At 41.6% G+C, this 23,547-nt stretch carries 33 protein-coding genes and 3 pseudogenes; 15 read left to right on the top strand and 21 right to left on the bottom strand.

Going from position 1 to position 23,547, the window contains the following annotated elements; genetic code table 11:
* Positions 1 to 112: 112 nt before the first annotated feature.
* The 4 genes from I8748_RS19740 to I8748_RS19755 all read right to left on the bottom strand — a co-directional run bounded on the left by I8748_RS19740 (position 113) and on the right by I8748_RS19755 (position 1,924).
* The gene (locus tag I8748_RS19740; protein ID WP_214662670.1) at positions 113 to 391 is read right to left on the bottom strand and encodes a hypothetical protein; all 279 of its coding nucleotides are present in this window, start codon (positions 389 to 391) and stop codon (positions 113 to 115) included.
* Positions 392 to 549: 158 nt separating this feature from the next.
* Positions 550 to 900 (bottom strand): hypothetical protein, encoded by a 351-nt coding sequence (locus tag I8748_RS19745; protein WP_198126262.1) that lies wholly within the window; start codon positions 898 to 900, stop codon positions 550 to 552.
* A 6-nt stretch (positions 901 to 906) separates the two neighbouring features.
* On the bottom strand, positions 907 to 1,428 hold the full coding sequence (locus I8748_RS19750; protein WP_225896478.1) for a hypothetical protein: 522 nt from the start codon (positions 1,426 to 1,428) through the stop codon (positions 907 to 909).
* Between the two features lie 223 nt (positions 1,429 to 1,651).
* Positions 1,652 to 1,924 (bottom strand): GlsB/YeaQ/YmgE family stress response membrane protein, encoded by a 273-nt coding sequence (locus I8748_RS19755; RefSeq protein ID WP_198126263.1) that lies wholly within the window; start codon positions 1,922 to 1,924, stop codon positions 1,652 to 1,654.
* Between the two features lie 392 nt (positions 1,925 to 2,316).
* Here I8748_RS19755 and I8748_RS19760 point away from each other — a divergent pair, with 392 nt between their 5' ends.
* On the top strand, positions 2,317 to 2,808 hold the full coding sequence (locus I8748_RS19760; protein WP_198126264.1) for a hypothetical protein: 492 nt from the start codon (positions 2,317 to 2,319) through the stop codon (positions 2,806 to 2,808).
* Positions 2,809 to 3,194: 386 nt separating this feature from the next.
* Positions 3,195 to 3,443 carry a helix-turn-helix domain-containing protein gene (locus I8748_RS19765; RefSeq protein ID WP_198126265.1) on the top strand — a complete coding sequence of 83 codons (249 nt, stop codon included), beginning with the start codon at positions 3,195 to 3,197 and terminating at the stop codon, positions 3,441 to 3,443.
* Here I8748_RS19765 and I8748_RS35750 read toward each other — a convergent pair.
* Positions 3,424 to 3,555, bottom strand: coding sequence for a hypothetical protein (locus I8748_RS35750; protein ID WP_263976102.1), 132 nt, complete (start codon positions 3,553 to 3,555; stop codon positions 3,424 to 3,426). The two genes, I8748_RS19765 and I8748_RS35750, sit on opposite strands and share 20 nt — an antisense overlap.
* Positions 3,556 to 3,645: 90 nt before the next feature.
* Between I8748_RS35750 and I8748_RS19770 the strand changes: the two genes are divergently transcribed.
* The 6 genes from I8748_RS19770 (at position 3,646) to I8748_RS19795 (ending at position 9,936) form a co-directional block, all read left to right on the top strand.
* Positions 3,646 to 4,449 (top strand): 3'-5' exonuclease, encoded by an 804-nt coding sequence (locus I8748_RS19770; protein ID WP_198126266.1) that lies wholly within the window; start codon positions 3,646 to 3,648, stop codon positions 4,447 to 4,449.
* A gap of 1,086 nt (positions 4,450 to 5,535) precedes the next feature.
* Positions 5,536 to 6,921 (top strand): DNA phosphorothioation system restriction enzyme, encoded by a 1,386-nt coding sequence (locus I8748_RS19775; protein WP_404800335.1) that lies wholly within the window; start codon positions 5,536 to 5,538, stop codon positions 6,919 to 6,921.
* 14 nt (positions 6,922 to 6,935) lie between these two features.
* The gene (locus I8748_RS19780; protein ID WP_198126267.1) at positions 6,936 to 7,130 is read left to right on the top strand and encodes a hypothetical protein; all 195 of its coding nucleotides are present in this window, start codon (positions 6,936 to 6,938) and stop codon (positions 7,128 to 7,130) included.
* Positions 7,102 to 9,159, top strand: coding sequence for an AAA family ATPase (locus I8748_RS19785; RefSeq protein ID WP_198126268.1), 2,058 nt, complete (start codon positions 7,102 to 7,104; stop codon positions 9,157 to 9,159). The genes I8748_RS19780 and I8748_RS19785 overlap by 29 nt, the downstream gene beginning before the upstream one ends.
* Before the next feature lie 33 nt (positions 9,160 to 9,192).
* A complete protein-coding gene (locus I8748_RS19790; RefSeq protein WP_198126269.1) occupies positions 9,193 to 9,654 on the top strand; it encodes a DNA phosphorothioation-associated protein 4 in 462 nt (153 codons plus the stop codon).
* A 69-nt stretch (positions 9,655 to 9,723) separates the two neighbouring features.
* A complete protein-coding gene (locus tag I8748_RS19795; protein WP_198126270.1) occupies positions 9,724 to 9,936 on the top strand; it encodes a hypothetical protein in 213 nt (70 codons plus the stop codon).
* Between the two features lie 40 nt (positions 9,937 to 9,976).
* Here I8748_RS19795 and I8748_RS19800 read toward each other — a convergent pair whose 3' ends face one another.
* The gene (locus I8748_RS19800) at positions 9,977 to 10,201 is read right to left on the bottom strand and encodes a hypothetical protein (RefSeq protein ID WP_198126271.1); all 225 of its coding nucleotides are present in this window, start codon (positions 10,199 to 10,201) and stop codon (positions 9,977 to 9,979) included.
* Between the two features lie 186 nt (positions 10,202 to 10,387).
* Here I8748_RS19800 and I8748_RS19805 point away from each other — a divergent pair, with 186 nt between their 5' ends.
* Positions 10,388 to 10,582 carry a hypothetical protein gene (locus I8748_RS19805; RefSeq protein ID WP_198126272.1) on the top strand — a complete coding sequence of 65 codons (195 nt, stop codon included), beginning with the start codon at positions 10,388 to 10,390 and terminating at the stop codon, positions 10,580 to 10,582.
* Positions 10,583 to 10,590: 8 nt separating this feature from the next.
* Positions 10,591 to 10,884 carry a hypothetical protein gene (locus I8748_RS19810; RefSeq protein WP_198126273.1) on the top strand — a complete coding sequence of 98 codons (294 nt, stop codon included), beginning with the start codon at positions 10,591 to 10,593 and terminating at the stop codon, positions 10,882 to 10,884.
* A gap of 19 nt (positions 10,885 to 10,903) precedes the next feature.
* Here I8748_RS19810 and I8748_RS35755 read toward each other — a convergent pair whose 3' ends face one another.
* From I8748_RS35755 to I8748_RS19820, 3 genes are read right to left on the bottom strand one after another with little or no spacing between them, the layout of a single operon-like run.
* Entirely contained in the window at positions 10,904 to 11,026 is a 123-nt protein-coding gene (locus tag I8748_RS35755) for a hypothetical protein (RefSeq protein WP_263976107.1), read from the bottom strand.
* On the bottom strand, positions 11,019 to 11,222 hold the full coding sequence (locus tag I8748_RS19815; protein ID WP_198126274.1) for a hypothetical protein: 204 nt from the start codon (positions 11,220 to 11,222) through the stop codon (positions 11,019 to 11,021). Before I8748_RS19815 ends, I8748_RS35755 begins: the two co-directional genes overlap by 8 nt.
* 31 nt (positions 11,223 to 11,253) lie before the next feature.
* Positions 11,254 to 11,742: a GIY-YIG nuclease family protein gene (locus tag I8748_RS19820; RefSeq protein ID WP_214662671.1), complete on the bottom strand. Its 489-nt coding sequence runs from the start codon at positions 11,740 to 11,742 to the stop codon at positions 11,254 to 11,256.
* Between the two features lie 381 nt (positions 11,743 to 12,123).
* On the opposite strand from I8748_RS19820, the gene I8748_RS19825 reads away from it, so the two are divergent.
* Entirely contained in the window at positions 12,124 to 13,056 is a 933-nt protein-coding gene (locus tag I8748_RS19825) for a GIY-YIG nuclease family protein (RefSeq protein WP_198126275.1), read from the top strand.
* A 364-nt stretch (positions 13,057 to 13,420) separates the two neighbouring features.
* On the opposite strand, the gene psbA is transcribed toward I8748_RS19825, so the two are convergent.
* On the bottom strand, positions 13,421 to 14,503 hold the full coding sequence (gene psbA, locus I8748_RS19830; RefSeq protein WP_198126276.1) for a photosystem II q(b) protein: 1,083 nt from the start codon (positions 14,501 to 14,503) through the stop codon (positions 13,421 to 13,423).
* 139 nt (positions 14,504 to 14,642) lie between these two features.
* Between psbA and I8748_RS19835 the strand changes: the two genes are divergently transcribed.
* The gene (locus I8748_RS19835; RefSeq protein WP_198126277.1) at positions 14,643 to 14,798 is read left to right on the top strand and encodes a hypothetical protein; all 156 of its coding nucleotides are present in this window, start codon (positions 14,643 to 14,645) and stop codon (positions 14,796 to 14,798) included.
* Here I8748_RS19835 and I8748_RS19840 read toward each other — a convergent pair.
* From I8748_RS19840 to I8748_RS36465, 3 genes and pseudogenes are all read right to left on the bottom strand, one after another.
* A complete protein-coding gene (locus tag I8748_RS19840) occupies positions 14,770 to 15,135 on the bottom strand; it encodes a hypothetical protein (protein WP_198126278.1) in 366 nt (121 codons plus the stop codon). The two genes, I8748_RS19835 and I8748_RS19840, sit on opposite strands and share 29 nt — an antisense overlap.
* A 104-nt stretch (positions 15,136 to 15,239) precedes the next feature.
* Positions 15,240 to 16,049, bottom strand: coding sequence for a pentapeptide repeat-containing protein (locus I8748_RS36460; protein WP_449658031.1), 810 nt, complete (start codon positions 16,047 to 16,049; stop codon positions 15,240 to 15,242).
* Positions 16,029 to 16,103 (bottom strand): annotated as a pseudogene (locus I8748_RS36465) (pentapeptide repeat-containing protein); the annotation flags it as partial. The pseudogene I8748_RS36465 and the gene I8748_RS36460, both read right to left, overlap by 21 nt.
* Between I8748_RS36465 and I8748_RS36470 the strand changes: the two are divergent.
* A pseudogene (locus I8748_RS36470) lies at positions 16,081 to 16,137 on the top strand (hypothetical protein); the annotation flags it as partial. The pseudogenes I8748_RS36465 and I8748_RS36470 sit on opposite strands and share 23 nt — an antisense overlap.
* Here I8748_RS36470 and I8748_RS36475 read toward each other — a convergent pair.
* Positions 16,113 to 16,916: pseudogene (locus tag I8748_RS36475) on the bottom strand (pentapeptide repeat-containing protein); the annotation flags it as partial. The pseudogenes I8748_RS36470 and I8748_RS36475 sit on opposite strands and share 25 nt — an antisense overlap.
* A gap of 181 nt (positions 16,917 to 17,097) precedes the next feature.
* Between I8748_RS36475 and I8748_RS19850 the strand changes: the two are divergent.
* Positions 17,098 to 17,346, top strand: coding sequence for a TRADD-N-associated membrane domain-containing protein (locus I8748_RS19850; protein ID WP_225896479.1), 249 nt, complete (start codon positions 17,098 to 17,100; stop codon positions 17,344 to 17,346).
* 115 nt (positions 17,347 to 17,461) lie between these two features.
* Here the strand turns inward: I8748_RS19850 and I8748_RS19855 are convergent, their stop codons facing one another.
* The 7 genes from I8748_RS19855 to I8748_RS19885 form a co-directional block, all read right to left on the bottom strand.
* Positions 17,462 to 17,728, bottom strand: coding sequence for an HNH endonuclease (locus tag I8748_RS19855; protein WP_198126281.1), 267 nt, complete (start codon positions 17,726 to 17,728; stop codon positions 17,462 to 17,464).
* Positions 17,729 to 17,809: 81 nt separating this feature from the next.
* Complete coding sequence (locus I8748_RS19860) at positions 17,810 to 18,598, bottom strand: hypothetical protein (protein WP_198126282.1); 789 nt, start codon at positions 18,596 to 18,598, stop codon at positions 17,810 to 17,812.
* 9 nt (positions 18,599 to 18,607) lie between these two features.
* On the bottom strand, positions 18,608 to 18,928 hold the full coding sequence (locus I8748_RS19865) for an RNA polymerase sigma factor (protein WP_198126283.1): 321 nt from the start codon (positions 18,926 to 18,928) through the stop codon (positions 18,608 to 18,610).
* A gap of 63 nt (positions 18,929 to 18,991) precedes the next feature.
* Positions 18,992 to 20,296: an ASCH domain-containing protein gene (locus tag I8748_RS36290; protein WP_225896480.1), complete on the bottom strand. Its 1,305-nt coding sequence runs from the start codon at positions 20,294 to 20,296 to the stop codon at positions 18,992 to 18,994.
* A gap of 10 nt (positions 20,297 to 20,306) precedes the next feature.
* Positions 20,307 to 21,143: a DNA cytosine methyltransferase gene (locus tag I8748_RS36295; protein WP_198126284.1), complete on the bottom strand. Its 837-nt coding sequence runs from the start codon at positions 21,141 to 21,143 to the stop codon at positions 20,307 to 20,309.
* 483 nt (positions 21,144 to 21,626) lie between these two features.
* A complete protein-coding gene (locus I8748_RS19880; RefSeq protein ID WP_198126285.1) occupies positions 21,627 to 22,133 on the bottom strand; it encodes a hypothetical protein in 507 nt (168 codons plus the stop codon).
* Positions 22,130 to 22,981 carry a MarR family transcriptional regulator gene (locus I8748_RS19885; protein ID WP_198126286.1) on the bottom strand — a complete coding sequence of 284 codons (852 nt, stop codon included), beginning with the start codon at positions 22,979 to 22,981 and terminating at the stop codon, positions 22,130 to 22,132. Before I8748_RS19885 ends, I8748_RS19880 begins: the two co-directional genes overlap by 4 nt.
* A 168-nt stretch (positions 22,982 to 23,149) precedes the next feature.
* Here I8748_RS19885 and I8748_RS19890 point away from each other — a divergent pair, with 168 nt between their 5' ends.
* Positions 23,150 to 23,512, top strand: a complete 363-nt coding sequence (locus I8748_RS19890) for a helix-turn-helix domain-containing protein (RefSeq protein ID WP_198126287.1) — start codon at positions 23,150 to 23,152, stop codon at positions 23,510 to 23,512.
* The last annotated feature ends 35 nt before the right edge of the window (positions 23,513 to 23,547 follow it).

Raw genomic sequence — 23,547 nt, forward strand, 5'->3', positions numbered from 1 at the left:
GTTGGGGGGCAATGGGGAGCAGGGGAGATAGACGTACAGTGACTAATTAACTGTCACTGTTAGTACATAGATAAAACTCTATGTACTAAAACATTTATTTTTTTGTGCTTAACTACTGCGCTTGATTTGTACGCTGACGTATCTGCTTCGGTGTAACTACAACCCGTCCGCCTACTTCTCCATCTCGGACTTGACTGGGATATCCTGCCGAATCCCAATCTTCTATAACACAGTAGCTATCACAGGTGAAAATTTGGGTGGGAGTTTCTATTCTATTTGTAGGATTCCCATCCGAGCCTAGTACTACTTCCCCAGCCGATGCTGGAAATGCTGGTATTAATCCGACAAAAACTAAACAAACTGGTAAGAAACGACGCATACTTTTTTCCATACATTTTGAATTGAAATGGATTTCTATTTAATAGTAACTTTTTTTACAAGTATGTGCAGTACCCATAGGGGTGAGAAGGGACTCGCTGGGTGCAAATTTGGTAGAATCCGCCCTGTTTAATCAAAAGTAAAAGTCCAGCAGATTAAGTAGAGCGCGCCCTACACGCTATCATCCATCCAACCGCACTCAGGGCAATCCCAATGTACCCTCGCTGTGTAATCCCGGTCAAATTCGTACCCGCATTGAGGACATTTGCCAGTAAATAAAGGATGGGTATCTAGTAGCTCTAGCTGTTGCTGTTGCGTCCGCCGCTGCTGTGGTTGCAAGATTAGTTCGCCATTGTAATAACTTGCCCCTTCCGGCTGCCATAACTCCTCTGGCTCAACGTTGGGGTCTTCACGGAAATCTAGGCAGCTATCACCGTCTGGGCCTGATGGGTGAACGGCACAGACGAGGTGAGGGTTACGGGGATTGAGGAGGCAGCGATCGCAGTCGTGGATTTTGGGCATACAGCACTACTCTACTACCAACTCTTGTAGCAGTGCATCATTCACCCGCTGCACTTCCTCTGAAGAATTTTCCATTACAACAAAAGCCTGCTGCACTATGGCTTTAACTTCCTCTGGTAAAGATTCAAATTTCTCAGAGTTTAATATAACAATTCGGCAACCAGGGTAGGGAACAAAATCAGCAAATGGTTCCATCCCTGTTGTAATCAAAATTTTGCTAAGTTTCGTTATGGAATTGGGCTTTTGGTTATCCTCAGCACGGTTAATTTCTCCAGCAAAGTAACCACAATACCAACTCAGTGTGTCAATATCCTGTTGAAGCGCTGCCAAAGTAGCCGCTACCACCTGTTTGTTGAGATTCACAGGCAGATTATCAAAAATGCTGTCTAGTCCTTCTGGAGAACGTTGGCGGCAATGGCGCACTGCCAACTTAACTAGCTTGTCAATTTTGGGATTTTGAGGAGATTGTCCAAATCCTTTCGCAGACATAATAAGGTTTAAGCGATCGCACTCTGGTAATTTTGGCATAGTACCAGTGTACTGCGACTAAAGAGCGATCGCTGTTTGGGGTGCAACTTTCCTCTAAGAATTTTATGGGGTGAGGACAGCATTGCACCCCAACAAAATAATATTAGCGCCCACCTAAATCTAGGCAAGCGCTACTGTTTTATTTAAATTCAGGGAGAAAATATAGTGAAAAAAGTTCCCTGATGTTTACTATTAATTAATTCCAATTTAACAATTTAATTGATTACACAGCACTGCTGCGATTTAGCAAGTTCCACAAGAAAATGGCGACAATTGCACCTAGAACTGCTACTGCAATACCGGGAATGCTGAGTGTGGGAGCCGCTAGTGCAAAGTTTCCTGTACTGAAGAATACACCCAAACTACCACCAACAAAAGCACCAATGATTCCTAATAAGATTGTTCCTAAGATTCCGCCGCCTTGATAACCGGGGTAGATAGCCTTCGCAATAGCACCAGCAATTAGACCTAAAACAATCCAAGCAAGAATATTCATTGTTTTAATTTGGTAAACGTTTTTTACTGACAAATACACAATAGCAATTCCCAAATTGACATTCAATCTACCAATAGAATAAATTCTTAATAGCCTTGAGGATGAATGCTGTTACTTCTTGTGATATACCTCTTAATTAAATGGATAATAAATTAAGAAAAAGCTCCTAGTAGGTCTAAAACTAGGAGCCTCTAAATTCATTGCTTGTAATTGCAGTATATGCATTTCTAATTATCTTTACGCCTCTACTTGAAGAATCAAACTGAGGTTTTTTGAGGATTAAGATTAGCATTTCTAATTTAGATACTGTTATTTCTGGTAATAATATTGCTACTTTGCTCTTACAAAAAGTGAAATAATAAACTAATAGCCTTGCAACGGAGATACACGCCATGACCTACACCATGCAGGACGCTCAAGAGGTAGCAAAGTTTGCTACTGCTGATATTGAAGCGTGGTTGTGGGCAAAGCCAGAAACAGTAACCGTCCGTAATGTTGAGGATGACCCAGATTATCAGCGCCGCGATATTGACCTCATCTGGACAACGCACAGTGACGAAATCTTGATTGAGATTAAAGGCGACAGGTGGAATAAAACTCGTAACTTGTTTTTTGAAACTCACAGCAATTTAGAACGTAACACCCCCGGCTGTTTTATGTACACTGAGGCGGATTGGCTATTTTACTACTTTGTCAATACTCGCCAACTGTACCGCTTACCCATGCCCAAAACGCGGGAGTGGTTTTTGATTACCATGAAGCGGTTTCGGGAGCGTTCGACTACAACACCCGTGGGAGGCAGTTACTACACCACTGTGGGGCGGCTTGTGCCGATTACTACAGTGATGCTGGAAGTGCCAGGGGTGAAGATGGAGCAGCTGTAGGGGGCGATTTTCCTCGCTTGAACAAGAGGAGCGATCGCATCTATTACCCTAATTTTCCTCTAAGAATTTTATCTTGGTTATGTTTGATACTTAGTTAATGGGGTGCGATGCGTAGCCCCTTGCTTATGTGCGATCGCTCCTTTACTTTAAAACAACAGCTTTGAGTCTAAATCAGTCTAGACGTTTATACACGTATTTAAACAAGATTAATAGTATAGTTTAAACAGTATTCTGTAAGAATTACTTAGTTAAAGTCCATAGCTGATATAGATAATAACCATTAAGGCAGTAGATAAATTTAGATGTAGTACCCATTGCCATTAGGTTTTAAAGGAATTATTATTTCATGTCATATATCATTTGCTACATCAAGCATTAAGCTAGGTATGACCATCAAACAGCCCTTAGTAGTCAAACAGCCCGAAATTGGGGGGCTAATTCGGGAGTTTCGCTTGTTAACTGGATTAACTCAGGAAAAGTTTGCAGCACATTTAGGTGTCACTTATCCCACGATTAACCGTTGGGAGAATGGGCGCTCTAAGCCATCGCCTTTGGCAATGGAGAAGATTGAAGCACAACTTCACGAGATGGGCGACGAAGGTCAGGATTTGTTGGCTAAGTATTTGCTGAATTAGTTGCTTGCTCAGTTTTGGCATGAGCGATCGCAGTTCGTCTAGTTGATGTCTTCGGCAATGATGCCAGTGCAACAGTAGAGGTAAAGTAGCGATCAAGTACGAGCGCTTGCATTATGCAATGTGTGGAATTAAGGATGTCTGTCAGTTAATTTTAGAGCCATATTTAAGTTGAGGAAAAATTGTATTCCTAAAGGAAAATCACATGAATATAAACCTAAAACGTCCATTAGCATTTATTGATTTAGAGACAACAGGAACAGATGTAGTTCAAGACCGGATTGTGCAAATAGCAGTATTGAAAGCATTTCCTGATGGCACGGAAGACGTGAAGCAAGTTAAGATTAATCCCACTATTCCTATTCCTCTTTCAGCGTCTAAAGTACATGGTATCTATGATGAAGATGTGATAGATTCACCAACTTTTTCTCAAATAGCTTTATATTTTGCAAAATATATTGATGACAGCGATATTGCAGGATATAACTCTAACAAGTTTGACATTCCTCTGCTGATAGCAGAATTCTTCCGTGCTGGAATAGATTTTAGCCTTGAAGGAAGAAGCATAATTGACGTACAAACCATATTCCACAAAATGGAACCTCGTAATTTAAAAGCTGCTTACAAGTTCTACTGCAATAAAGATTTAGTTGGCGCTCATGATGCAGAAAATGATATTCGCGCTACCTATGAAGTTTTCAAAGCACAGCTTCAACAATATGAGAATGTACCGTATGAAGACAACGACGGTAGCATATCTTATCCAATACAAAATAACTTAGAGAGCCTAAGCAGTTTCACACCTATTAACTTACTCGATCCAACTAATAGAGTAATCTATGATGACGAACAAAGGGAGATATTTAATTTTGGTAAACATAAAGGCAAAACATTATTACAAGTTTTTTCAAAAGATGATCCTGGTTATTATGATTGGATGATGAAGGGTGATTTTTCTGTTTTTACTAAGAAAGCAATCAAGAAAGTGTGGGAATCAATTCATCAATAAAGGCAATGTGCAGTGTGTAATTACCCCCACTTCAGCCCTTCGTTCAAGCCAAGCATCAAAATGTGCCGCCCTTTTTTCTTAGAGGAAGGAGAACAAGAGGGATAAGAGACGTAAAGTTCAAAGAGGATGAGTAGCGATCGCTTTTCACCCTTTGATTCTTAAAGGAAACCCCAAGTGATCACCTTGTCATCGGAGATCACTGTTTAAAGGTTATATGCATTCAATCAAATGTAGTATACTGTAATCCAATAGATTAAAATGATTTTACTTATAGAGTAGCAAACTCAACTAATTAGAGCCTTAGAGCAAGTGTATTATGGAGCAGGTGGCTTGAGCTTAAAAAATTTGATAATACATGATGAATATCGAAGTGATTGTTTTAACCTTATCCAAGACTTTTATATCCCCTGCTTAGAAAAATCTACAGTCTACAGTCGAGCAGTAGGCTTTTTTTCAAGTTCATCAATGGCTGCTGCTGCTAAAGGATTAACAGCTTTAATTCATGCTGGTGGAAAAATGCAATTAGTCGCTTCTCCTTGTCTTTCTCATGAGGATGCAGAAGCTATTGCTCAAGGATTAAGACAGCGAGAAGAAGTAATTTCTAAAGCTTTATTGCAAGAGCTAGATAGAGAATTTGAGCAAATAGTTAAAGACCGATTGGCTTGCCTAGCTTGGCTGTTAGCACAAGGAGTTTTAGAAATAAAGTTAGCGGTGGCTAAAAACATCCGCCAGCATGGTGTTTATCATGAGAAATTAGGCATTTTTAGCGATAAGGAGGGAAATATTGTTGCTTTTACTGGCTCTGCTAACGAAAGTTCCACTGCCTTGATAGATAATTTTGAGTGTATTGATGTTTTTTGCTCTTGGCATCCAGGTGTGAAAGAACGAGCTTTGCGAAAAGCAGAAAATTTTCAGCAGCTTTGGAATAACCGTACCCCAAATTTAGAAATCATAAGCTTTCCAGAAGCGGCTGCTCGTTCATTATTAAGACTGCGCCCGGAATACCCACCTGAATGGGAGCCTAGACTGCCAGCAACACAACCACTTTCAGATTTAGAAAATTCGTATCGGCTATCACAGACGCATATATCACAGGTAAATCAGCATCTACTGGGATGTCCCAGGATACCTTCCTATATTCAAGTACGACCATATCAGCAGCAAGCAGTAAATAATTGGTTTGCTAATAAAGGTCGCGGCACTTTGAAGATGGCAACAGGGAGTGGTAAAACAATTACCTCATTAGTGATTACTTGCGAATTGTATAAACAAATTAGCTTACAGGCATTGCTGGTTGTTTGCCCTTACCGACATTTAGTGACTCAATGGGCAAGAGAATGCCAGAAGTTTGGCTTAGAACCAATTTTAGCTTTTGAAAATGCACGAAAGTGGCAGGCTGAATTGTCTACCCAACTGTATAACCTACATTCTAACCGAAAGCAATTCCTTACAGTGATTACTACCAATGCAACTTTAATGAGTCACGCGTTGCAATCTCAGTTACCGCATTTCCCCACAAAAACACTGATTGTGGGAGATGAGGCTCATAACTTGGGGGCGCGACAGCTAGAAAAAAGTTTACCGCGAAATATAGGACTGCGTTTAGCCTTGTCAGCCACACCAGAACGATATTTTGATGACACAGGTACTGAAGCATTATTTAATTATTTTGGTTCAGTTTTACAACCAGAGTTCACTCTAGCTGACGCTATTCAGCAAGGGGCACTTGTACATTATTTGTACTATCCTATCTTGGTGGATTTAACAGAAGTAGAAGCGCAAGTATATGCAGACTTGACTGCAAAAATTGGAAAAGCAATTGCAATGAGTGGAAATAGTGAGGATAACGAAACCCTGACAAAACTATTAATGCAGCGTTCAAGACTAATTGGAGCAGCAGCTAACAAGTTGCAAGCTTTGCGAGACCTGATGCAAAAGCGTTTAGAGACTCAGCACACGTTATTTTACTGCGGTGATGGCTCTGTAGAAAATGAAGTTACTGAGGAAAGTTACAGACAGTTAGAAGCAGTAGTTAAAATTCTGGGTTCTGAAATGGGTTATAAAGTAAATATTTATACTGCTGAGGTATCTTTGGAGGAACGGGAGGATTTACGGCATCAATTTGAAACCGGAGAATTGCAAGGTTTAGTGGCTATTCGTTGTTTAGACGAGGGGGTGGATATTCCTGCAACTCAGACGGCGGTGATTTTGGCTAGTAGTGGTAATCCACGACAGTTTATTCAACGTCGTGGGCGAATTTTGCGACCTCATCCTAACAAGCAACGAGCAACTTTATTTGACATGATCGTGTTACCTCCCAAACTCGAACGGGAAACATTAGAGGTAGAACACAACCTACTGCGTAAAGAATTGAGGCGATTTGTAGAGTTTGCGGATTTAGCAGACAACGCTGGAGAAGCCAGGGTCAAGCTTTTAGATATACAAAGCCGATATGGATTACTAGATATGTAAAGCAGGTAAAATCAATGACTAAAGAATTTAATGTAAATGACCTGATGGAGCCTATTCAGAGCGCCCCTCACCAAGTTAAAAAAATTATTGAGCTAGTTCTACAAGCAGAAAAAGATAAACTTTCTCAAGAAAAACCACAAGTCAAATCAGATATTATTAAGATTATAAAGGAAGTCGTTAATGAAGCTACTATCGATTCAGCTATGTAACTTTCGTCCGTTCTATGGAAGAACTCCAGAACTTATATTAGCAAGTAGAGAAGAGCAAAATACTACAGTTTTTTACGGTAACAATGGTGGTGGAAAAACTACCATTTTAAACGCCTTCACCTGGGTACTTTACGAGAAATTTACCCCAGCTTTCGCTTCTTCGGAACAACTAGTGAACAAACGTGCTGTTGCAGAAGTAAATATAGGTCAATCTGTAGATTTTTGGGTTCAAGTAGAGTTTGAACATACTGGTAAAAAATATTTAGCAAAGCGCATTTGTCGGGCATTTAAAAGCAAAGATGGTGTTTATTATGATAAAAGTAACTTAAGTTTACAGGTGGCTGAGAAAAATGGACGCTGGATGACACCTTTTCAACCTTCCAAAGAAGTTATCAATCGAGTTCTGCCTGAAAGCTTACACACATATTTCTTTTTTGATGGTGAGCGAATAGAAAAAATTGTCCAATCAGACAAAAAATTTGAGATGGCGGCTGCAACCAAAGTACTGCTTGGTGTAGAAATTTTAGACCGTGCAATTCGCCATTTAAACGAAGCTAAGAGAGAACTTGAAAAAGAGTATCAAGATATTGCTCCACCTGAAATAACAAAACTAATACAAGATAAAAAAGCACTAGAAGATGAATGTATAACACTACAAGAACGTCAATTAGAAATCAAATATGAATTAGAAAACCAGCAAATAATTGAACAAAAAATTGATGAGCAACTTCGGGCTTTAGAAGACGTTCAACAATTACAAATGCAAAGAGATGAACTCCAAATAGAAGCTGATTCAACCCAAACTAAAATTAATCAAGGAAAAAACAAATTAAGAAAAATTACCAGCACAAAAGCTTATACTGTTTTTCTATCCGAAGCAACTGCTGAATTTCGAGCTATTTTAGATGGTTTGCGCGAACGTGGTGAGTTACCTGCTGGCATCAAGCAGCAGTTTGTAAAAGACTTGCTTCAACAACAACGCTGTATCTGCGGTACTGAACTCAAACACGCTACACAGCCTTATAGTCTTGTCGAAGCATGGATGAATCGAGCCGGAAGGGGAGATGTTGAAGAAACTGCTATCCGAATGGGCGCTCAAGTTGAGTCGATTGATAAACAAATTACCGAATTTTGGAAAGAAATTGATGATGAACAAAAGAATCAAGAAGAACTAATAAGAAAATTGTCTGTAATTGAAACTCAGCTTGATGATATTCATGATGAACTGAGAAACAGTCCTCTAGAAAACATTCGTGATTTAGAAACTCATCGCCAAAATATCAAAAAGCGCACTAGAGAATTGACACTAGAAGAGGGAGAAAACAATAAAAATATAGCTGATTTACAGGTAAAAATTAAACATAAAGAAAATTTATATATTCAGCAAAAAGCAAATCAAAAAAAGCAGAAAGTTGCGCTGGAACGAATCAATTTAACTAATGAATCTATCTCTCGTTTGACACAAGTTAGAGAACTAATAGATAAGCATTTTAGGTTAGAACTAGAAAATTCAGTGCAAACTATTTTTCAACAGATTGCTTTTAAACCTTATGTACCAAAGTTGAATGATAAATATGAATTAACACTGGTAGAAAACACATCTGGAAAGGAAGATATCGTTGCTGCATCAAGTGGAGAAAGCATAATTTTGAGCTTATCATTTATAGCGAGTATTATCAACAAAGTTCGAGAATGGAGTAAAAAACAAAACTTGATAGACTTAGGTAGTAGTATTTTTCCTGTTGTTATGGATTCACCTTTTGCGGTTCTTGATAACGAGTATAAAAGTCAAATCGCTAAAAGACTTCCTAGGTTAGCAGATCAACTTGTTTTACTCCTGAACAAGAGCCAATGGATGAATGTTGAGCAAGAAATCAGTAATTATGTAGGTAAACATTACATACTAACTTATCATTCGCCCAAGGCTAATTGTCAAGAAGAATATATTCATATAAACGGTCAAAGTTATCCTTTAGTTCAACGTAGTTTAAACGAACTAGAGTACACAGAAATCCTTGAAGTAGTATAACAAAGTTAATTTTTTAAAAAGTAGAGCATGATTATGGCAGATAGAAGGGTTAAAATTGCGAAAGATAAAGCTTATTTAGTAGAAGCTTTAGGAGAAGATAAGAATGGCCCTTTTGAAACTTATGCAGATGTTATGGTTTTTGCAGCGTCATTAGGTACTAGAAGAAAAAAAATCGTACCTTTGAAAGAAATTGCTAAAAAACCAGAGCCTATTAAGCAATCTGTTTTTGCTAATAGGGGATATGAACCTGTAATAAATTTATTGGCAATATCACATACTAAAGATACTAAAATTTTGGCTTTTGATGAAGAATCAGAAAATGAGCGCATCAGAATTTTTGAAGAATATGCTAATGGTGGTCTTGAAATATTGGAGGATCAGCTACGAGGTTCAGTAAATTATTTAGAGCAAATTTTACTATTACTTATTTCAGAAAGAAATAATTCTCAAACTCCGAATGGAGAATTTGATTTAAGTGAGTTTTTATCAATTTAAAAATTAATTTGTGCGAACTATACGTCCTTTACAGAATAAAACAGAAGCGATCGCACCCCACCCCCCACCATGACCAACATCCACAACCTGGATATAACTGACACTGAATACGCCCAGTTACTAATCCTAGACTACGACCCCAACCTAGAACACCAGTTTATAGAGCTTGGTGAAAGCGCAGCCGAAGCCAGAAAGCTGGCGCGAGTAGTGGGGCTGACCAAAGACAAAGCACCCCAGACTGAGGAGGAGTGGGAAGAATTTATGGCAGTGTGGGGGGATTAGGGAAAGCGTCGCCCCTCGTTCTTAGAGAAATAACTAGCAACTAATCCTCAACTAACCTATCAATCGTTGATGGTTCAACTGAGAAATAGTGTTGTTTATCGAACGGCTTGCAAATCCAATATTCTTCCTTCTTATCCCATTGACTAAACCCAATTAGACCTCTAATAGCTTTGCAGGCCATCGCTTTTTCAGGAGTGCTAAAAGTTCCTATTACGCGCCCTGGCATTCCTGGTTCATTTTGGTAAAGAATCCAAACTTGTTTCATAGGGAACGGCACTAATTTGTCATCAACATTTAATCAATAGTACAACAGCTTTCAGTACTGGGAGAAAGCGATCGCCCCCCGATTCTTAGAGGAAAACCCAAGCGATCGCACCCCACTATGCATAAATTATTGGATTATCTCAGTTAAATATATATCCATAACCAACAAACCAACACGGTGGAACTTATGAAAATTGCTACCCCGCTCAACTTTACACATATTGTTGGTTCTATTTTCTTACCTAAAAATCAACCAGCTACTTCTAGCAAGAGTGATACATCAATTAATTTAACTAACCATTCCACAAATATTAATTACCTCAAATCGTTTGATACTGCTGTTGTTGCTTATCATATGATGGGTCTTGGCGACTTTGAATAGTTTTTGACATGGGCAACTGCGATCGCACCCATTCAAGCGAGGAAACAGGAGCGATCGCCCCACTGTCCCATCGCCCCATTCAAGCGAGGAAAATCAACAGCGATCGCCTAGTTTGGGCAGGTATGCGATCGCACATTTACTATGTGTTTTCTAGTACATTACTAGCCAGTTGTAGCGAAGCGATGACCGAGCGCTGTAAGTTGCCTGAGAAGTTATTCTACAGCGTTGGGTCAACAACTGGCGATTTGTGGCTGTTTTGTTCTGTTGATATCTCATTTAAACTGCAAAATACAGAGTTGTGATGCCAAATTGCCAGAATCTTTAAACGTGGCGCTGTAACTTCAACTTTTTCAAGTGAGGATAACTTTTGAGCGATCGCCCCCTCCGGTTCTTAGAGGAAAAAAGAGCGATCGCACTATTCAACGAGCATTCTGATTTAATCATCTGGAAACTGCCAAGATGAGATATGCTCTACATCTTGGCTGCTACATTTAATACAAGTAGCATCAAATGTTGAATCCATCCATTCATAACCGCAAGTACGACAGTGACAAAAAATATTATTGCGGTTTGCATCTAAAATACCTTGATGCCATTGCTGTAGTTGGTCAGAATTTTGAAAAGGAAAATTTTCAGACATTTTTATCAGCCTTTGCGATCGCTTGCACAGTCTACCCAAACGGTTGCCCCCATAGTTGCCAATTCTCCTTGTTAAAAGGGGAGCGCCACTTCAAAATCAGACTTAACTCTAACTCCTGCCGTGCGCGTCGGTCTGTGGGTGCATCCCACCAAAAGGCTGCATTGACTGCTGTTTGCAACCCATAGCGATAATGTAAATCTTGGTAGCTGGCAATATAGTCTTTACAGCCGTGTATGCCCTTCCATCGCTGGTTACTTTTGCAAGTTTCCCCCACATACAGCAGTAGCCCAGCCGCTGAGTCAACAACAAAGTACAAACACGCATCGCCGGGGCTATCAGCTGGCATCCTATAAAACGACATTGGCACCAGCCGCAGAAACAACGGGTCTATCCGGTCTGGGTCGCAGTGTTTGGGGGCAAGGTCAAACAGTGTCACCTGCTGCACTGGCTTAGTTTCTCTCACCCGTTGCTGATAATCAAAAATCTGGGATTTCCAGCGCAGGAGCGCCGCCTCGCTCATCACCAACCCCTCTGTTCTAGCTGGTGGTGTAGCTTTCACGTCTGGAAATAAGTTTAGCTGATTGGGTTCCAAGAGTCTTATAAAGAGGATGCCGACTAGCTGATTATCCCCCAGAACTGAATCAAGTCAAGCTGTTAAAGGGGGAGCAATCGCTTTACAGTAAGGCGATCGCCAACGCCAACGCCTTCACTTTTTCCTCTAAGAAATTTTCGGGTATCCATTCACACAAACTATATTCATCTTCAAGCGATGCCTACGCTTGACCCCATTGCCCCTAAATTCTTCAAATCATTAGTACATTAGTCCAGAAGACAGATACATTTTTGAAAAGTTGAAGCACACTTGTAGGAGCAACTTTAACTATTCAATAAGGGTGTGGCAATGTGGCTGAAATATGGTGTAAATGAATATGGAATATTAATATGTATTGAAGATATCCCTAGAGGTAAAACTTTACTTAAGTGTCCTTATTGTCATGGTGAGCTAACTGCCAAGAAAGGCAAAATTAAAGAACATCATTTTTCTCATAATGAGGAAACTTGCCGCCCCATAGCTAACCGAGAATTTCCAACTCTGCCACTCTACGACAATTTCAACATTCAGCTATCTGGCAAGGATTTGGAGCAATTAAAACTTCTTTGGCAGGAGTACGGAGCCAAAAATTATCCTATCAGTTCCTACTTGGTTACTCCAGAGTTGATAAAAGCAGGAGTATTAAGAAAAAACGTATACTTAACCCCACCAGAATATGAATTTAGTAGTTTGGGTAAAATTCCTGTAGGAGCGCTGGATTTGTCGCAATTCAACGATGTACAGGAGCCGCTATTACTTAAAAAGCTGGTAAAGTTAGAGCTAGCTTTCCAACACGCTAATCACAAAAACGCTCCTGATTTAGCATACAGGCGCGCTGATTTCAAACTCTACTGCGCTCAACTCAAGCGTATTTTATCTTGCACATTATATTTTTTAGAAATCCAAACCAGCAAAGGCATTTTGTATAAAATAGGAGTAACCACCAGACCTGTTACTATGCGAGTAGCAGAAGTAGAAAGAGATTTACTTGTACATTATCAAACTGTTGCAATTAAGGTACTTGGAAGCTGGGTACATCGAGGGAATGTAGAGAAGTACTTTAAGCACCGCTATCAAGAATTTAATTATCCCATTGGCAGTTTAACTGAGTACTATAAGTTTAATACTGATGATGCTGAGATTGTGTTGAACGACTTGCAACAAATGCAGCCTAAAATACTGTCTCAAGTTGAAATAGATATTCTTGAGGACGATACCAGCTTAATTCAAGTTGCTGTGTAGTGGTAGTGTTCATGAGGTATTGCGATCGCACCCTCCCCTGATATATCAAAGTTGCGATCGCTTGTTTCCTCTAAGAAACTGGAACTGGGGGGCGTAGTAGTTCACCAACCCAAAAATGCTACGTGGAGGCAGGCAGAGGAGCAGGGGAGCAGGGGAGCAGAGGAGAGGGTTATACAAGTTCTTTCCCCTCTGCCCCTCTGCCCCTCTGCCCCTCTGCACCTCTGCTGACCACAACGCAAAGTTCCCTTGGCAGAGTAGTAGTTTACCGCCTCCCTCCTATCGCCTCTGCACCCCCAATCATCGACACTAAAAAGCGCCCCCCGTTGAGAGAGCGCTTTTCGTTTTATTCGACGTGACTTAGAGATTAACCGTTGATAGCAGGTGCAGTTAGAGCAACAGGAGCAACATCACCAGCAGCCAAGTCTAAGGGGAAGTTGTGAGCGTTACGCTCGTGCATTACTTCCATACCCAAGTTAGCGCGGTTGATGATATCAGCCCAGGTGTTGATGACGCGACCTTGAGAATCAATCACAGACTGGTTGAAGTTGAAGCCGTTCAAGTTGAACGCCATTGTGCTTACACCCAGTGCGGTGAACCAGATGCCGATTACAGGCCAAGCTGCTAAGAAGAAGTGCAAGCTGCGGCTGTTGTTGAAGGAAGCGTATTGGAAAATCAAGCGACCGAAGTAACCGTGTGCTGCGACGATGTTGTAGGTTTCTTCTTCTTGACCGAATTTGTAACCGTAGTTCTGTGATTCGTTTTCGGTTGTTTCACGAACTAAGGAAGAAGTTACCAAGCTACCGTGCATTGCAGAAAACAAGCTTCCACCGAATACACCAGCCACTCCTAACATGTGGAAGGGGTGCATCAATATGTTGTGTTCTGCTTGGAAGACGATCATGAAGTTGAAGGTTCCGGAGATACCCAAGGGCATACCATCAGAGAAGGAACCTTGTCCGATTGGGTAAATCAAGAATACTGCGGTTGCTGCTGCTACGGGTGCTGAGAATGCTAGGCAGATCCAAGGACGCATACCTAAGCGGTAAGATAGTTCCCATTCACGACCTAGGTAGCAGAATACGCCGATCAAGAAGTGGAAGATTACCAGTTGGTAAGGGCCACCGTTGTACAGCCATTCATCCAAAGAGGCTGCTTCCCAAATTGGATAGAAGTGTAAGCCAATTGCGTTGGAAGAAGGTACTACTGCTCCGGAGATGATGTTGTTTCCGTACAGTAAGGAACCTGCTACTGGTTCGCGGATGCCGTCGATGTCTACGGGAGGTGCGGCGATGAAGGCGATGATGAAGCAGGTGGTTGCAGCTAGCAAGGTGGGGATCATTAGTACGCCGAACCAGCCGATGTATAGGCGGTTGTTGGTGCTGGTGATCCAGTTGCAGAACTGCTCCCATACGTTGGCGCTTTGGCGCTGTTGAATGGTTGCGGTCATGGTTTTATGATTGCGGTTTAATTTATGTATGTATCAGACGTGTTTGTTTTCGCCTGTGATAGTAATTTACACTGCTTTACAAAAGTTAATCAAGTGCTAAGAATTTTGTAGAGTCAATAGTAATGATTAGCTTAACTTATTGAATAACAGTAATTTGGCACAGCGACAAATAAAAAGTCACTGTACAACATACAGCACTAGGTTAGCCGCCGAGTCAATATTTGCGATCGCCCCTCGTCCATTCTTAGAGGAAGCGATCGCAGCAATTACTTTCTTCCCCCTGGTCTTTCGCTAGCTGCCCGACCACCACAACGACTACCATCACTAGCGATATCGTTGGGTGTATTGCATCTTCCGGTTGAGGTACTTCCGCCAGAAAATGTGTTGTAGCTAGCACCGCCGCCATAGTTGCTATTACTTGAGGGTGGTGTGGAAACAGAACCACACAAACGAGTTAAATCAAAAGTGTTGGGGGTATTTGTTTCGGCATAGCAAATTAAACTGTCATTTGATGCTACAGGATAAAGACTTTGATAGAGTGCTTGTTCAAAGCTGCCACTCGTTTGTGCAACAGCAGAACCGGCAAATATAACAATCGAAGCAGCACCAAGAACTAGAGGTTTACAAGGCATACCAAAAACTTTGTAACGTTTCTGTTTCTTTTCTAAGGCTTCAATGCATAGTGTTGTAGCAGAAAAGACACTGAACTATAAGTAAAGATTTGGTATGTTTTCCTCTAAGAAACTGGAACTGGGGGGCGATCGCCAAAAATTGCCCCTCGACTCTCTAGGTCACGCCTCATATCCTTTGTAAGACCTATACTTCCTCCAAACAAGGCATTCGCAACAATAGCACGGCTCAGGTTGGCATTGCTCAGGTCGGCATCAATCAGGGTGGCATTGCTCAGGTCGGCATCAATCAGGGTGGCATTGCTCAGGTTGGCATTGCTCAGGTCGGCATCAATCAGGTCGGCATCGCTCAGGTTGGCATTGCTCAGGTCGGCATCGCTCAGGTTGACATCAATCAGGTTGGCATCAATCAGGTTGGCATACCTCAGCTTGGCACTGCTCAGCTTGGCACTGCTCAGCTTGGCATTGCTCAGCTTGGCATCGCTCAGGTCGGCACCTCTCAGGTCAGCACCTCTCAGGTCGGCACCTCTCAGGTCGGCACCTCTCAGGTCGGCACCTCTCAGGTTGGTATAAATCAGGTAGGTACGGTTCAGGTTGGCATCAATCAGGATGGCACCACTCAGGTCAGCACCACTCAGGTCGGCATCGCTCAGGTCGGCACCTCTCAGGTCAGCACCGCGCAGGTTGGCACCGCGCAGGTCGGCATCGCGCAGGTCAGCACCACTCAGGTCAGCACCGCTCAGGTCAGCACCGCTCAGGTCAGCACCACTCAGGTCAGCACCGCTCAGGTCAGCACCGCTCAGGTCAGCACCGCTCAGGTCAGCATCGCTCAGGTCAATCTGCCAAACTAAACGCCATTTGCTATCTATCTGTGTCCCCTCACTAATATATGCACCGCGCAGGTCGGCATCTCGCAGGTCAGCACCGCGCAGGTCAGCACCGCGCAGGTTGGCATCGCTCAGGTCGGCATCGCTCAGGTTGGCATCGCTCAGGTCGGCATCGCTCAGGTCGGCATCGCTCAGGTCAGCACCGCTCAGGTCGGCATTGCTCAGGTCGGCATTGCTCAGGTCGGCACTGCTCAACTTTCGACCTTTAACTGGCTGACTAACAATCTCCTTTACTAAACGCCATTTATCATCAAGTTTGTTACTTTCATCATCTTCTAAACTTTCGCTCAAAACTTGAATATTTTGAACAGGGAAACCGCTAATTGTTGTTAGTTCTCCTGAGTCGATGAGAAATATAAGCCGTTCGATATCCTCCTGAGAACCCTCTACAAATAATTTAATACTGCCTTTTTTAACATCAATAATTTTGATAGTTTTTCCTGAATATTCTCGTAAAATCGATTCAAGAACTTTATGATTTGGAACTGAATTTATATCACCTTCTAATACGATAGCAACTATAATTGTTTGACTTTGTTCATCTATTACAGTCACTTGACGGCGAAGTGTCTGCACAGGCTCCACCTCCTTATTAGTCTCTGAACTATTACAATCATTTATTTGTAACTGCTCTGATTGTTCTTTTTCTGGTATTCCCGCAATTTCTCTCCAATTTAATTTTAGTTCTTTACATATCTTTTTAAAGGAATCAAGCTGAATAGGCTCACAATTAAAAAATTTTGTAACTGTAGTGCGAGCTAAAAGTTGAGACTTTGCAAAGTTGCTTATTGAATCAAATCCTAGCCTTACCAAAGCTTTTTCTGCTATTTCAACACCTGTTGAAGAGGCGATGATGGTAATTTTCCTTTTTTTTCTGCCAAGGCTTGGGTCTATCATAGGTTGGCTAGAGTTTTTTTAAGCGATTATTTACACAGTCACAACTAGAGCATAGAACAATCATAGAACAATCACAAATTGGTTACAACAAAATCATTGTGCAGTCAGGATTTCAAGGGTTTTGCTCCACATTAAAAGTATGAAATTTAAATTATTTGCAAAACCTATGAGGAAACCCAAAATGAAATTAACCATTGTTCAAGAACGCTTGAGACAGGCCCGTCGTAGCTTTAACCTTGCACTAATTGCAACTGCATTGTCTGCCTGCATTGGTCTTGTAGGTGCTGGGCTTCTGCTTTCAGGAAAAGTTACAGAAGGAACTGTCACGGCTGCTGGTGGAATGGCTGCAAGTGTCCAATGTGTTCAGCTTGCCAAGGATACTAACGACAGACTCGACAAGATTTTAGATGAGTTAGATGATGAAACTTAGATAAAACTTAATTGCGATCGCCCATCATTTACAGGCGATCGCTATCTTTTCCTCTAAGAATTAGGGCGATCGCTCTTGCAAAACTCCCCACTTTCAAGCGATCGCATCCTATCCTCTAAGAATCAAATAAAGATAATTGCCCAGGAGAAATATTAGATTTACCGCCCCTGTGATAATTAAGATGACACGCACCACAAAGAGCAATTAAATTCTCACGCCGATTATCAGCAGGGTTTCTATTCCAATGATGGACTTGCAGCATATAGACCCGGCTTTTTAATTTTTCTCCTGGTTTAGCGCACTGCAAACCGCATTTTTCACAGCACCATTGCGCCTGCTGTTTAATTTCAGTAGCAATTTCTGTCCAGTTATCAGGATACATTCAATATTAATTAATATTATTATCCTATTCACTAATAAATAACATAAAAATAGGCGGCATTACAACACTTTTAATTTAACTTTATTCAAAAATATTTATCCAATCAACAGTTAAAAATACAAAAGTTACCTGCAATGTTAAATAAGCTGTAAATTTCTCCCGCCACTCTACAGTTTCAGCATCTAAATCTAGCAACTCTGGTACAGATTCTAGAGCTTTAGGGTGGCATAGACAACATAACAGCCTATACCTGATTTCTTTCATAGAATGGCTAGATAAAAATAGCTCTAAAGCTTCCCTTGTAATTTTACAATGCAGTCTCCAATTACTTTTGTTTTGTTTCAAAAATGCATCAAAGAATGGCTGCATTTCAGGAATTATTGCTATTTTGGGGTCTTTTTCTATAAATAAAGTTTCAACTCTAGGCAAAGTGTTGTCAATGATAAAATTTACATTATTTTCTAATATCTCCATTCCATAATCAACAACTTCACCAAGAAATTTTATCCTTTTTACATCTGATGCAGATGTAGACCAAGATTTTAGATTGATTGTTAGGTTGTTTTTTAAAAACTTCCACAAAGATATTTTTAGTTTCTCTAACCTTTGCCCCTTCGCCTTTGCAGCAATAATTTCAACATCCTGCTTTGAATACCTGCCTACTCTGAGTTCACAAGCAGAAACTTCAGGCATAGCTTTGTGATGAACGAAAAATGAGCCAATTTCTATTTCATTTCTCAAGTGAGATTTCCTTAAAAATACTGGCTCTTTGCAATTAGGACATTTTAAAAAACCCTTGTAATCATCATAATCAGCTTCATCAGCAGCGATTATCTCACCACCTAACTTGATTAAAATTGCGTACTTCATATTTCCGCATCATTCTATTTTTGTAAGCCTGCGGTTTCGTCCCCCTTTCGGGGTTGTCCATCTACCAGTTTTGTTTACATTAAAATTAATTCCTCCATTAGATAAAGCATTGAGAATTTGCTTAACTGTGCTGATGTTACTATTGGTCTGGGCTGCTATCTCCTCATAGCTCATGTAATGCCCCTGTATGGCTTCGAGAACTGCGATCGCTCTCTTTTCTGCCCTACCCAATAAGGGATAGAGCCATGCTTGTTCATCAGGATGTAGGTTTAAAAATTGCTGAATTGCTGGTGCTAATTCAGTTAGTTTATCTGCTGTTACTTTGTCCATTGTTTCGTTCCCTTATAGGGGATATTATATGAGAGTTAGGGGTATAAATACACCCCTAAAATATTAAGATTTCTTAGCTTTTGACCTCCTAATAAAACCAATGATTTCTTCAAGTGGTACACCCTCATTCTGCATTGACTGAATCATAGGAATCGCCCCCACAGGAATACTGCCAAGACTCCTCCCCTTCCACTCGCCGTCTACCTTCTCCTCCCAGTTGAAGCCCCAGCGCCAATGATGGGGATTATCAGACTTTCTGTCTCCAATTACACGAGGATAGCTGGCTATTGTCCCATCCTTGAGTTTTTTATTTTCCAAATAGCGATACAAACAGCCCTTTTGCTTACTGGGTTTGGACTGCTGCGTGGGGGCCACAGCTTCTTGATTTTCCTCTAAGAAATTTTCGGGTATTACCTCATACCATCCATGTTTTAAGGTAAGGTGCTTTTTCTCCCTACCCTCGCCAGCTGCTACGCTGATGGTTTTCTCATCAATACCTGTGACAGTGGCCTCACGACCTATCCATCCCTCAAGGTTTTTGGTTCTGGTTTTTAGAATGCGGACTCGTTGGCCCACCTGTACACCCTGTAATTGCTGTGTACGCTGCATATCTGGCTCTAGCCCACACATACCGCAGCCGCCACTTAAATAGATATGTTGCGATTCACAGCTGGGGCAGAGTACAAGTGATTCTGATGTCTTGGAAAGTTGCTCTACTTGGGGAGACCCCAAGACCGCACTTTCCGCTTTATCCTCTAAGAATTGGTCTATTAGGTGTTGGGGTGCGATCCCTAGTTCAGCAATGTACAGTTCGTCTCTTTCCCAGAAGTACCATTTATTTTTTTCAGTCTTCCAATCAACAACAAAGTAGGTTGAGCAACAGCTTTTGATTATGCCAATGTTTGAGGAGCGATCGCAGATATAAAGGTCTATTTTAATATTTGACTGCTTAAGCGAGACTAGAGACTCTTGACTAACAACTGACAACTGACTACTTAGCAATTCAATATCCCACAACCCAAGCATCCCTCTAGCTGGTATGGGTTCAGAAAGAATTTGAACATTTTCGAGCTTCCAGGCATAGCGCCCAGGCTTCCACAATCCGCACCTAATTTCTGTCTCTGACTGCTGACTGATAAATTCTTCAGTCATCAAGATGCAGTCGGTCAATTCTGCCACTGCAACTATTGCACCAAATACCAGTTCTTCAAATGGTGGCAACAAATCAGCTAGTTGATTGTAATGAAGTTCTGTGTCTTCATGCTGAACAGCTGCATGAATCAGTATTGTGCCTCTGTAATTGTTTTTTTTGTTCTTGGTTTCAAACCATTTATGAATCCCAATCAATGAGGCGTGGGGCTGACGCACTGTTACAACTTTAAACTTCTGTTTTGCAGACAAGTCCGGCGAGTTCTGCGAGGTAACAGACTCGTTTAATTGCAACTGCGGCTTGCAAGGGGCAGACTGCACGGGCGTAGAGGTCGTTACATTCCCGGCGCTTATCGAGGTGGTGACGTACTCCTGGGTAAACGGGAGCTGTATCGATATTGTTTCGCCACCATCCATCAATACTTTTTCCACCCAGCCAACGGGGAACCCCATCATCCACCCTGGTACGGCTGGGTTTAGTTTGTCCCCCTTGGTTAAGTATGGTTTTAATTTCTGTTCCAACCTGGTCTGACCAGCTGGCCTGCTTCCCGTTGAGCCTTTGCAGTATGTTGTTGGTGTATCCAACAATGAAGAGTCTGTTACGTCTTTGCGGTGAGCCAACTTCCGCCGCCGATATGAGTTGCGGATCGTCCCAAGAGTAGCCTGCCATTCGGAGTCCCCCAAGAACTGCTCGTAATCCTCTATGGATAAGCCCTTCAGGATTTTCAATGACGAGAAAACTGGGGCGACCATCGGCGGTGCAACGCAGGGCTTCAAACCACAAGCTTGATTCTGGGTGGCTGAGTCCGGTTCCGTTTCCTGCGCCGCTGGTTCCGGTGCAGGGGAAGCCAATTGTATATAGGCTAAATTCTCCAGGCTTGGGGATATAGTTTGTAACGTCGCTGTGGATTGCGACACCTGGGAAACGGTACTTAAGGACTGCTTGGGCGTCGGGGTTATTTTCAATGAAGAGTTCTGTTTTGATAATGTCACTAACTCCGGCTGCTTTGATTCCGAGTTCAAACCCAGCGATTCCTGCGAAGAAGCTGGCGTGTTTGAGTTGCATTCTGTCGCCTCCTTTTCCTCTAAGAATGTTAATTCACTGAGTAATATTTTTTGCTTTTTTATCTCACGTTCAAAAAATACATCAGCCTTTTTAGCTGACTTATAGATTTTGATTATTTTTGCCTTTCTTTCGCTTGCCGCATGATAGTAAATCTCACCCACCTCAAATTCTATTTTTGGCAGCTTTTCTTCACTCTGTTGCTGAATATCATCAATATCAACAGCAATGATAAAGCGATCGCCCATCTTTACATCAATTTCTAGCGAGGAAATATTTTTAATAATTCCCCAATCCCAATCTGAATAGTATTTTTTCTTGTGGTTGGTAACTTTTACGCGATCGCCCTCTCTAAACTTCGGCATCCTTGCATAAGGTAAATCTCCAATTGGATACCATGCTGAATGTCCACTGTCCCAAGTTGCAAAAAAGGCGGTCTTTGCCAGTTTTTTAACTAATGCCCCATTAGCCGTATAATCACCTTCTTTAATCATTTTCAACTCCTAAATATTCTTCCCTCATTTGCTCCCATTTATGAGAAGAAATAGCTTCAATTTCTGCTTTACGCTGCTGCACTTCGCGGTTATCGTTGTGGGTGCGATCGCTCCTACGTAAACTGTGAGATTTAGCTGTTTCATCAGTTGCTAATTGCACTTTCTTCTTAGCGATCGCAAACTGTTCTTGTGTCGCTTTACTCCACTCCTTACGGGCTAAGGTATCGAGTTTTTTACACAGTAAAGTTTCAAATCGAGTATCAATTACACCAAACTCGGTTAAGTGGTAAAGTTTGTCGCCCTCACCGCATAATTGGCAAATTGGAAGGCGATCGCGGTCATAGTCATAATCTGGGATTACCAGCTTGACTAAGTGATTCTGAACTTTACCTGTATCCTGGCAACAGAAACATTTCCATGAAGGCTGCCAAATCTCCTTATCCCCTATCTCCTCTGGCCTGACGGGCAGGGCTTCAAACTGGGGAAAATCTTCTATCATGATTCTTCCTCCCTCAGCCAGCTAAATTGTTTAGTTTGTTTAGCCCACTTTATAAAATCAAGCTTTTCTCGATCACCAGCCGCAAATTCTAAAGGGTTGGCTGTCTCCTCGATGATGGCTAGCCAGTCACGGGTGCGCGGGTCATTCTCCCATTTGGAAGTTTGCACCGGGGAAGCTTGGCCTTTTGATTTAAACCACTGCTCTGCTAAATCCTCCCAATTTTTAGCAATCCACTTTTTGATGAGGCGCGGCGGTTTGGGTAAATCCTTGGCTGCTGTTTCTCCAAATTTCAAAAAATCCTCTCTCTCCCCTTCTGAGAGAGAGTCTGTAAAGTCTTTATAAGTCTTATTAATCTTAGAGTCCTGAGACTCTTGCTGTGCAAGCGTTTCAGACTCAGTTTGTCGCCCTGCGTTTACAACTGTCGCCCTGCGTTTACAACTGTCGCCGTCAGTTGACAGTTGTCGCCCTACGTTTACATCTGTCGCCGTAGGTTTACAACTGTCGCCGTCAGTTGACAGTTGTAGACGGTTTTCTAAACTGTCACATAGGCAACCACGCGATCGCAGCTTTAAACTGTATTCAACGTCTTCTTTCTCGATGTATTTTTTTTCCTCAAGTACATCAATGGCTTTGTAAACTGCTTGCCTTGATATCTGTAGCTCGTCAGCTATTTTTGAAGCTTTAACCCGCATTCCATTACTGTAAGGATCGGCGCTTCTCAGGTAATAAAGTACGCTTAACTGAGTATGAGTTAGATTCTTGCAAGCCTTTACCCACTCAGCATTTTGTAAAGGATAAAATTTCCCGGTCAGCTTTTCATTGGAATCTTTTTCAGGTTTCGGTATCATAGAAGTAAGTAAAACAATACAATCCGTCCCCAATCATTCGCACTGATTGGGGAACTATTTTATTGGTGCATCAGACAAGGCGTTTAAGGCGTTAAACTACTCTTGTGGCCAGTTGAGTAATTTGTTATATTACAAATAATAATTGATAATTTGTATTTTTGCAATAACATGGCAAACCACCAGCAAATATTAATAGATGCCGTAAACAAGGCTATTGAAGGGGGTATGACTGCCAAACAAATAGCTGCTGCTGCTGGAATTGATAACAGCGTGTTAAGCAGATTTGTAAATGGCAAGCAAGATATCAAGGCCGGTGACTACTTCTCAATTCTTAACGTACTACCGGACGATTGTAGAGTTGCCGCCCTCACTAGGCTGGGAGTTGGTGAAATTAGCGTAACACAGCTAGTTCAGTCAGCATCGCCCAAAGAAAAAGCTGAAATATTACAAGCAATGGCCGCATGGGTACTACAACCAGGGGCTATACCTGTAGGAAATACTGATACTGCCAGTATGCAGGTAGCAGTATGATTATTGCTCGTAGAAGCATTTTTAACCATGTAATG

Origin of the sequence: Amazonocrinis nigriterrae CENA67, assembly GCF_016056305.1 — a bacterium.
GTDB lineage: Bacteria > Cyanobacteriota > Cyanobacteriia > Cyanobacteriales > Nostocaceae > Amazonocrinis > Amazonocrinis nigriterrae.